7 protein-coding genes are annotated in these 5,510 nt (G+C 68.2%); 6 read left to right on the forward strand and 1 reads right to left on the reverse strand.

Annotation, left to right across the window (positions count from 1 at the left end):
• Window positions 1-329: 329 nt before the first annotated feature.
• From CA983_RS40095 to CA983_RS40120, 6 genes are all read left to right on the forward strand, one after another.
• Window positions 330-989, forward strand: a complete 660-nt coding sequence (locus CA983_RS40095; RefSeq protein ID WP_086605612.1) for a hypothetical protein — start codon at window positions 330-332, stop codon at window positions 987-989.
• Entirely contained in the window at window positions 977-2,014 is a 1,038-nt protein-coding gene (locus tag CA983_RS40100) for a hypothetical protein (protein WP_167407548.1), read from the forward strand. Before CA983_RS40095 ends, CA983_RS40100 begins: the two co-directional genes overlap by 13 nt.
• A gap of 125 nt (window positions 2,015-2,139) precedes the next feature.
• Window positions 2,140-2,700, forward strand: coding sequence for a hypothetical protein (locus CA983_RS46450; RefSeq protein WP_086605613.1), 561 nt, complete (start codon window positions 2,140-2,142; stop codon window positions 2,698-2,700).
• The gene (locus CA983_RS40110; protein ID WP_086605614.1) at window positions 2,697-3,287 is read left to right on the forward strand and encodes a hypothetical protein; all 591 of its coding nucleotides are present in this window, start codon (window positions 2,697-2,699) and stop codon (window positions 3,285-3,287) included. Before CA983_RS46450 ends, CA983_RS40110 begins: the two co-directional genes overlap by 4 nt.
• Before the next feature lie 310 nt (window positions 3,288-3,597).
• Window positions 3,598-4,053 (forward strand): GNAT family N-acetyltransferase, encoded by a 456-nt coding sequence (locus CA983_RS40115; protein WP_208637143.1) that lies wholly within the window; start codon window positions 3,598-3,600, stop codon window positions 4,051-4,053.
• 23 nt (window positions 4,054-4,076) lie between these two features.
• The gene (locus CA983_RS40120) at window positions 4,077-4,889 is read left to right on the forward strand and encodes a class I SAM-dependent methyltransferase (RefSeq protein WP_086605616.1); all 813 of its coding nucleotides are present in this window, start codon (window positions 4,077-4,079) and stop codon (window positions 4,887-4,889) included.
• Between the two features lie 23 nt (window positions 4,890-4,912).
• Here the strand turns inward: CA983_RS40120 and CA983_RS40125 are convergent.
• The coding region (locus tag CA983_RS40125; RefSeq protein WP_244207300.1) for a DNA glycosylase AlkZ-like family protein at window positions 4,913-5,510 on the reverse strand (598 nt) is incomplete at its 5' end.

Below are 5,510 nucleotides of genomic sequence, written 5' to 3' on the forward strand. Positions count from 1 at the left end.
CTGCCGCCCCATACGGGCCACCTCCGATCGTCCCACCAGCCACCTTGGCCACCGGTTGTCGAACCCGAACGTATCCATAGGCGAGTAGGCCCCACATGGGCCCACAGGCCCATGCCCCACGGCCCTTTGCTGGTTCAGGACTGAAACGGCCGCCTCCTGAATCACGAGTTGGCGCGTTATGCAACCGTTACGGCTGGAAGTGGTCGGCGTATCGCCGATTCCTCCCCATACACCCCACCGGTCGTCAACTCTCACCCTGGTGCGGCTCCACACCGCTGTATAGCTTTGGTTCGCTCAAGAGAAGCCTCGCCTCTTACCGGGAGCCGACCGTGAACCGCCGCCCCACCCTCCTCGCAGCGCTCACGCTGACCGCCGCTGCGGCCCTGACGCTGTCCGCGTGCGGGAGCGATGACAGCTCCAAGAGCAAGGACAGCGACAAGATCGCGGGAGCTGACACGGGAAGCGAGACCTCGGCATCCCCGACCGCGTCCGACCCGGCCGCCGCCGAACGTCCGAAGATCGACTTGCCGTCCGACCTCTCCTACACCTTCGACTGGCCCAAGACCGGGGACAAGGAGAAGGACGCGGTCCTGTCGGACAGCAAACAGTCCATCAAGGCCGTGGACTTGGCGATCGTCAACCAGGACGCGCTCGACAAGCCGTACCTCTACTACTACGAGGGCGAAGCCGCCGCCAGCACGCAGAAGTTCATTCAGAACTACGTCGATCACAAGGCCGCCATCACCGGCGCCTACCGCTTCTACGCCCCCCAAGTCGCGGTCGACAAAGACGGAACGGCCTCTCTCAGTTACTGCGAGGACCAGGGCAAGGCTTATGTGAAGTACCTCAAGACCGACAAGGTCAAGAAGACGAAGGTCACTGCCAAGAGCTACGTCATCTACCACACGTCGCTCAAGAAGAACGACAAAGGTGTCTGGATGATCCAGAAGCTCGTTTCGCAGAGCGGGAGTCCCAAGTGCCAGCCGTGACGCGTCCGCTGCGGACGCTCTCGACGGTGGTCATAGCCGGCGCGTGCTGGTCCCTCGTCGTATTTCCCGGCACGGCCCACGCTGACGACACGCTGGGTGAAGGCCCACAGGGCACCGAGCAGGGCGCCGACGCAGGCAAGGACGGCACCCTCTCCGTCACCGCGGGCGGCATCGTCTTCGACCGCTCCAAGAACGGCAGCGGCAACTCCGCGGGCGCGCTGACGTCGGCCACGTCCTGGACGCCTCCGCCCTGCTGGTACGCCCCGAAGTACACCCCGGAACAGCTCCAGAAGTACCTGGAACCGACCTGGGAGGCCGGTTCCACGGGTTACGAGTGGGACGCCGAGCAGCGCGACCGCTACGTCAACGGGCACCCCTACAAGGACTTCAACAAGGACAAGACAGGCAAGGGTTACTTCTGGGACTCCTTCGTCAACAAGGACTTCCCCCCGGGCTGGGACTCCTGTGACGAAGAAATCTTCTGGGTGGACCAGGGCAATCCCCCGCCCGCGAACATCGAGAACGCCGTCACCCCGAAGGTCCTCGCCGAACTCGCCTACGCCGAGATCCGCGTCCCCAGCACCAAGGTGACCCTGGCCCCCGCCGAGGCGACCAAGGTCAACCTCCCGACCTGGTCCTGGCTGGACGACGCCCAGTTCAAGCCGGTCTCCGTCACCGCGTCCGTACCGGTGCTCGGCATCCAGGCGACCGCGACGGCGGAACCGGTGTCGCTCAGGATCGAACCGGGCACGAAGGACGCCGTGACCTACCCGGCCTCCGGCGTCTGCGACATCAACAACGGCCGCATCGGCGAGCCCTACGCCAAGGGCAGGGCGGACCAGACCCCGCCCTGCGGAGTGAAATACCTGCGCTCCTCGGGCAACGGCACGTACCCGCTCCAGGCCACCGTCACCTGGAACATCGAGTGGACCGGCAGCGGAGGCGCGGGCGGCGACCTTCCCGACGGCACCTTCGGCGCCACGCAGGACGTCGTCGTACAGGAGATCCAATCCGTCGTCCGGTAACGACCAGGCGGCTGCGGCTGCGGCTCCCGGGCGACCGCTCCCTTGGCAGCGGTCACCCCGCCTGCGCCGCCGCATGGTGCTTTGGTTCGCTCAACAGAAGCCTCGCCTCTTACCGGGAGCCCACCGTGAACCGCCGCCCCACCCTTCTCGCAGCGCTCACACTGACCGCCGCTGCGGCTCTGACGCTGTCCGGGTGCGGGAGCGATGACAGCTCCAAGAGCAAGGACAACGACAAGATGGCCGGGGCCGATGCCAGGAGTGGCACTGCGACATCACCCCCCGAATCGGACCCGCGGGCCGACGGTCGTCCGGAAATCAAGCTGCCCTCCGACCTGACCATGGTCTTCGAAGGCGGCACGACGGGTGATGCCGTCAAGGACGCCGTACTCGCTGACAACGCCGAGCGTATGCGTGCGGTCAACGCGGCGATTGCGGGAACGGACTCCGCGGCGAAGGCAATGGACTTCTACAACACCGGCAGGGCACGGGAAGCGGCCGCCACCTGGGTGGAGAAGTTCAAGAAGGCCAACCTTGGCATCACGGGCACCATCCGGTACTACGACCGGACTGTGACGCTCGACGGCAGCAAAGCGGCGTCGGTCGTGTTCTGTGCCGACGAGAGCAAGGGACAGTTGCCTGGGAGCACCCGCCGACCCGGCGCGCCTGGTCGAAGCAGTTGGCTGTGAACGCGCTTGCTCTCCTCGGCTGGATCGCCCTGTGGGCCGCCCTGCTGGCGATCCTGGTGGTGTTCCTCTCTCCGGGGTACACGATCCTCTTCGTGCCGTTCTTGCTGTACAGCTTCTACCGCGCGTTCCTCCAACTCTCCGTCCTTCCTGCCGTCTTTCGGATGAGACGCGTCCTGCGGGCATACCCGTGGCGGCTCTACAGTGACGCCCCGCACGGGCTTGCCGACCGGCCCGACGTCGTCGGCAGGCAGAACGGGTGGTTCGAGTTCCCGAACCCGGCACGCCCGGAGGAACTGCTGCCCGTGGTGTTTCCCCGGCACTGGGGAGTGGGCTGGTGGAACCGCCGGATGGCCCCTCGCGCGAAGCCTGAGCTGAAGACCCAGATCGGCGTGGTGTGGTTCGCGGGAGACCCTCGCTTCATCGGCGTGATCGCCGCGCCGGCCTCCGACGAGTCGACGCCCCGCCGCTTCCGGTTCCTGAACCAGCAGACGGGATCGGACGGAGGTCGCTCTGTCGCGGAGCGGGGAGCCACCGCCGAGGACATCGAACGTCGTCACCGCGCCGGCGTCCGCACGGCCCGTCCCTGATCCTTCACCCGGCCAACCCTCCGGAAATGCCACCACATGACGTCTCACGTCGTCATCGCTGATTCCGTCCACGACCCCAGCTGCGGTGTCTGGTTCGCCGTGCCCGGCGGCTTCACTGAATTGCCGCGGCGCGGCGGCTCATCCAGGAGGGGCGGGCGACGGCCGGTCACGGGGCAGGGCCGCACCCTGTCGTCGTGTATCTGCTCACCGCCACCGGGGCCGACGCCGCCGACCAGGTGGCTTCCGTAGGCCCCTGGGCGGTGGCGGCTTCCGCAGGGGCATTGTCAGTGCCCGGTGCCACAATCACCGCATGAGTATCGAAGACGTGCGGCTGCGTGATGTCGTGGAGGACGATCTCGACGCGTTCTGCGCTTACGAGCAGGATCCCGAGGCAACCCGGCGGTCGAGGTTCACGCCACGGCCGCGGGAGGCCTTCATGTCCCACTGGAAGGAGCGGGTCCTCGGGGACGAGACCAACTTCGTGCAGACCGTGACCGTGGACGGTGACGTCGCCGGCAGCTTCGTCGCCTGGTGGGACGGGGACCGCCGCTTCCTGGGGTACTGGCTCGGGCGCGCGTACTGGGGGCGGGGCATCGGCAGCAGGGCTCTGGAACTTTTCCTGGAGCGGGAGAGGAACCGGCCTCTGCACGCCGATCCCTTCAGCGGTAATACCGGTTCCGTACGTCTCCTCGAGAAGCACGGATTCAGTCCTGCCGGCACCGTCCGGCACGGAGACGACGAGCATGTCATGTTCGTTCTGGCGTGACAGGGAGAGGTGAGAAGGGGCCCATGGCCGAGCAGCACGAAACGCACCGACCGCACCGCACGTTCGAAGACCTCGTCGCCGAAGGCGCCTCCGTCCCCACCGAAGGCTGGGACTTCTCCTGGTTCGAGGGGCGGGCCACCGAAGCCCGGCCCTCCTGGGGGTATGCCACGTCGATGGCCGAGCGGCTGGGGCGGGCGAGTGCCGTGCTCGACATCCAGACCGGCGGCGGGGAAGTACTGGACTTCGCTCTCGCCAAGGCCCCGAAGCGGCCCCCGCTCGCCGTAGCCACCGAGGGCTGGCCGCCGAACGTGGCCAAGGCGACCGCCCTGCTCCGGCCGCGCGGGGTCGCGGTCGTCGCCGCGCCCGAGGACGCCCCGCTGCCCTTCGCCGACGCCGCCTTCGACCTGGTCGTGAGCCGGCATCCCGTCCGTCCGCACTGGGAGGAGATCGCCCGCGTCCTCCAGCCCGGAGGGACGTACTTCGCCCAGCACGTGGGGCCGGGCAGCGTCTTCGAGCTCGTCGAGCACTTCCTCGGTCCGCAGCCGGACGAGGTACGCGGTGGTCGCCATCCCGAGCGCGAGCGGGCCGACGCCGAGGCCGCGGGGCTCGACGTCGTCGAACTGCGGGCGGAGCGGCTCCGTATGGAGTTCCACGACATCGGCGCGGTCGTGCACTTCCTGCGGAAGGTGGTGTGGATGGTGCCCGGCTTCACCGTCGAGGCGTACGAGCCGCAGCTCCGTGCGTTGCATCGGCGGATCGAGGACGAGGGGCCCTTCGTGGCCCACAGCACCCGGCACCTCTTCGACGCACGCAAACCGGGAACCCCCCAGACCTGATCAGGCGCGCACGACACGCCTGATCACGCATGCGGACCCACCTTCACGTCCCCCACCACCAGCTCCGCCCTCGCCTCCAGCACCTCACCCACCCGCTCCACCTGCTCACCCAGCTCCCGTTCCTGCCGTGCCGTCAGCCGGACGAGCGGCTCGACCGTGACGGTCGTACGACGACCCTGGCGCCGCTGGTGCCAGACGCCCGCGACCACACCGTCGACCAGCAGCACGGGGTAGTTGCCCGCCTGGCCGCCCGCCAGGGCACGCTCGTAGGCCGCGCCGGGGAACAGCCGCTCGCGGGGCTGCGCGGCGATGACGTACGCGTCGAAGTACGGCAGCAGCCGCACGCCTCGCGGAGGACCGTCCGGGAACTCGGTGTCACCCGCGGCCACCCACGCCCGCGTGCCCTCGAAGTCGACCTCCTCGATGCCGCCCGCGGCGGCCAGTTCCCGGAACACGGTGCCGGCCCAGCCGGTCGGCGCCGCCAGCCACTTCGCGAAGTGCTGCGGGGTGGCCGGCCCGTACGCACGCAGATAACGGCGTACGAACGTCCCCAACTCCCCGACCCTTCCCAACTCCCCGACCCATCCCAACTCCCCGACCATCCCCAGCGCTCCGTCCGTC

Source organism: Streptomyces swartbergensis (assembly GCF_002148965.1).
GTDB classification, from domain to species: Bacteria; Actinomycetota; Actinomycetes; order Streptomycetales; family Streptomycetaceae; genus Streptomyces; species Streptomyces swartbergensis.